Source organism: Parvibaculum sp., from assembly GCF_040882025.1.
In the GTDB taxonomy this organism is placed as follows: Bacteria; Pseudomonadota; Alphaproteobacteria; order Parvibaculales; family Parvibaculaceae; genus Parvibaculum.
Genome location: NZ_JBBECC010000134.1, coordinates 1 through 3223, shown reverse-complemented (window position 1 = coordinate 3223; position 3223 = coordinate 1). Strand labels below are relative to the sequence as shown.

Genomic DNA, 3223 nt, shown 5'->3' with positions numbered 1-3223 from the left:
CCGACAACCGATTGCGCCAGTTCGCGGCGGACCGCGACGCGGATGCGGCGGTCGTTGAGAAACGCGCCCTGGCCCTTTTCGGCGATGAACATTTCGTCGGAGATCGGATTGTAGACGAGGCCGGCCACGATCTGCCCCTCGCGCTCAAGGCCGATCGAGATGGAAAACATAGGAATGCCGTGCAGGAAGTTCGTCGTGCCGTCGAGCGGATCGATGATCCAGCGATGCGACTTGTCGGCGCCTTCGACCACGCCGCCTTCTTCCATCAGGAAACCGTAGCCGGGACGGGCCTTCGACAATTCCTGGAAGATGACCTTTTCGGCCTTCTTGTCGGCGGCGGTGACGAAATTCGCCGGGCCTTTCATCGAGACCTGAAGGTTTTCCACCTCGCCGAAATCGCGCTGCAGGCCTCGCGCCGCCTTGCGGGCGGCGGCAACCATGACGGACATCGAGGGGGTGTGGCGGGACATGGGTTATACCGGCCGGGCGTTATTCGGCGCGACGCAGATAGGTGACTTCGTTCGTGTCGACGACGATCTTCTCGCCGGTCGTCACGAATGGCGGCACCATGACGCGCACGCCGTTCTCGAGAAGGGCAGGCTTGTAGGAGCTTGTCGCGGTCTGTCCCTTTACCGTGGGTTCGGTCTCGGTAATTTCCAGCACCACGTGGTCGGGCAGCGAGATGCCGAGCGCCTTGCCTTCATGGCTTTCGACCGTCACCTTCATGCCATCCTGCAGGAAGGCCGCGCGGTCGCCGACCCATTCCTTCGACAGCTCGATCTGTTCGTAGGTTTCGTTGTCCATGAAGGTCAGCATCCCGTCGTTCTCATAGAGATACTGATAATCCTTCTGTTCGAGGCGCACCCGCTCGACCGTTTCGGCGGAACGGAAACGCTCGTTCAGCTTGCGGCCGTCGACAAGGTTCTTCAGCTCGACCTGCGCAAAGGCGCCGCCTTTGCCGGGCTTGACGTGCTGGACCTTGACTGCAGCCCAGAGCCCTCCCTCATGTTCGATGACGTTGCCGGGGCGGATTTCGTTGCCGTTGATCTTCATGGAATGCTCGAGTTCGGGGACTGGCCGGATATGGACATGGGCTCGGCGGACAAGCGTCAGCCGGCGCTCTGATAACACCCTGCGCCGGCAATGGACAGAGGCTTTCCGTCGAAAGGCTTGCCCCGGACGTGGGCGCGACGGTCAGTCTGCCGTTGCGGCGCCGTCGCCGGCGCTGTCCCATTTGGCGATCTGTTCGTCGACGCGGGCACGGATTTCGGACGTGATTTCAGGTTCCAGGGCGCTTCTCAGGGTTTCGTCCTGATAACCGCCCTTCTCGGCCAGAGTCAGCCAGAGCAACGCGGCGGCGACATCGCGCGCCACGCCCTGGCCCAGAAAATAGAGACGCGCCAAGCGGTCCTGGGCCAACGGCTCGCCGCGCATGGCCGCTTCGGTGAACCATTTGGCGGCCAGCGTGTCGTTGCGCTTCACGCCGGCGCCATCGAGATAGGCAAAGGCCAGCGCCGTCTGGGCTTCCGGGACGCCGCTCTCGGCGGCGACGGTGAAACGCCGGGCTGCCTCGGCGGCGCTTTTCGGCATGCCGACGCCGTCCTGCAGCATCAGGCCGAGCTGGTAGCTGGCCTCCGGCTGGCCCTGATCGGCGGCCAACCGGAAATAGCGCGCCGCCTCGCCCAGATTTTGCGGTTTGCCGCGGCCGGTCGCAAAGAGCGTCCCCAGATTGTATTGCGCGTCGGCATGGCCGCTTTTGGCGGCACGTTCGAACAATGTTGCGGCCGTTTCGATGTCGCGCGGGCCGCCATGGCCCGCCGTGAACATCATGCCGAGTTCGGTCTGGGCGCCGGCGTGGCCCTGGTCGGCGGCCTGCTGGAAGAGCTTGCGGGCCGCCTCGCCGTTCGCCCCGTCGATGCGCCCATATTCCATCAGCAGTCCAAGCGCGTACTGGGCGCTGGCGTCGCCGCGTTCGGCCGCCATGCCGAACCATCTGGCGGCTTCGTCGCGGTCGGGCGCCACACCCTCGCCGTTGTTGTAGATCGATCCAAGCATCAGTTGGGCCGCGACCTCGCCCTTTTCGGCCAGTGGCCGGGCGAGGCGCAGCGCCTCCTCGTAGTGCTGTGCCCTGTAGGCCTCCATGGCCGGCGCCATCGCAGCAGGCCTTGACGTCGCACGCTGCGAAGACGGAGCGTTCTGGGCGTGTGTCTCGGGGTGTGAAGCCAGCAGGGCCGCGACGGCCATGCCTGATGCAACAAGCAGATGCCTCATCGGGGCGTTCTCTCGTCGGTCATTATCCGGTTGAATGCGCGTACCGCCGCAGCCGGGCTCTCGGCATGGGCCCAGACACCCGACGATACAGCCAGGAAGTCCGCGCCTGCACGCACCAGTGGTGCGGCATTTTCGACCGTAATCCCTCCGATTGCCACACATGGCACCACGAAGACTTCCGACCACCAGGTCAGGATTTCCGGTTCGGCCCTGCTAATGGGCGTCTTTGTGCCGGTTTCATAAAAGGCGCCGAACGCCACGTAATCCGCACCGGCTTCGCCGGCTTCCATGGCGAGATGGCGAGAGGCATGGCAGGTGACGCCGACAATACGATCGGGACCGACGATTTTTCGCGCTTCGGCGTAGGTCGCATCCGTCTGGCCGACATGAACGCCATCCGCACCGAGTTCCGCCGCGAGGTCCGGCCGGTCGTTGAGGATAAAGGCGATGTCATAGATATGTGCCAGCGGCATCAGCACTTCGGTCGCGCGGCGTATGGCGTCGGCTTCCGGCGGCGCCTCATTCTCGCCTTTAATGCGAAGCTGCAGGCTGGCGACGTCGCCCGCATCGAGCGCCGCCTTCAGCGTGTCGGCGAAGGCATGAGGCTCGAAGCGCGGCGGCGTGATGAGGTAGAGGCGGCAGGTGTCAGTTTCGGGGTTCCGGTCGGTCATGGGCCCGCTTTGTATCGCGAAGCGGCGGCCTGTGCACCTTCTTCATGTCAAATGTCGCATCCGGAACAAAAAAAGAGGCCCCGCTTGCGAAAGCGGGGCCTCGGTCGTTCTTGCGTCCGGCAGATTTCATGCCGCCTTTTCGAGTGTCGTTTGCCATTGGGCCAGCGTCGCAAGGCCGTTCATTTTGGCTCTGTGGAGGAATGCCTTCTGGCCGGCGGTGACGTTTTCGGCCTTGCCGCTCCATGCCTTCAGCGGTGCGGCCTGCAGCGCACGTCCATAGG

At 64.1% G+C, this 3223-nt stretch carries 5 protein-coding genes; all 5 read right to left on the bottom strand.

The features are described 5' to 3' along the window. Positions 1-470, bottom strand: a 470-nt coding sequence (locus WEB61_RS09760) for an inositol monophosphatase family protein (RefSeq protein WP_368064148.1), incomplete at its 3' end; no start/stop codon positions are given. Between the two features lie 19 nt (positions 471-489). Beyond that, on the bottom strand, positions 490-1053 hold the full coding sequence (efp, locus tag WEB61_RS09755) for an elongation factor P (protein ID WP_368064147.1): 564 nt from the start codon (positions 1051-1053) through the stop codon (positions 490-492). A gap of 141 nt (positions 1054-1194) precedes the next feature. Further along, complete coding sequence (locus tag WEB61_RS09750; protein WP_368064146.1) at positions 1195-2142, bottom strand: SEL1-like repeat protein; 948 nt, start codon at positions 2140-2142, stop codon at positions 1195-1197. A 125-nt stretch (positions 2143-2267) separates the two neighbouring features. Continuing rightward, positions 2268-2942, bottom strand: a complete 675-nt coding sequence (gene thiE, locus WEB61_RS09745; RefSeq protein ID WP_368064145.1) for a thiamine phosphate synthase — start codon at positions 2940-2942, stop codon at positions 2268-2270. 126 nt (positions 2943-3068) lie between these two features. Continuing rightward, positions 3069-3223 (bottom strand): class I fructose-bisphosphate aldolase (locus WEB61_RS09740; RefSeq protein ID WP_368064149.1); only part of this gene is annotated, 155 nt, incomplete at its 5' end.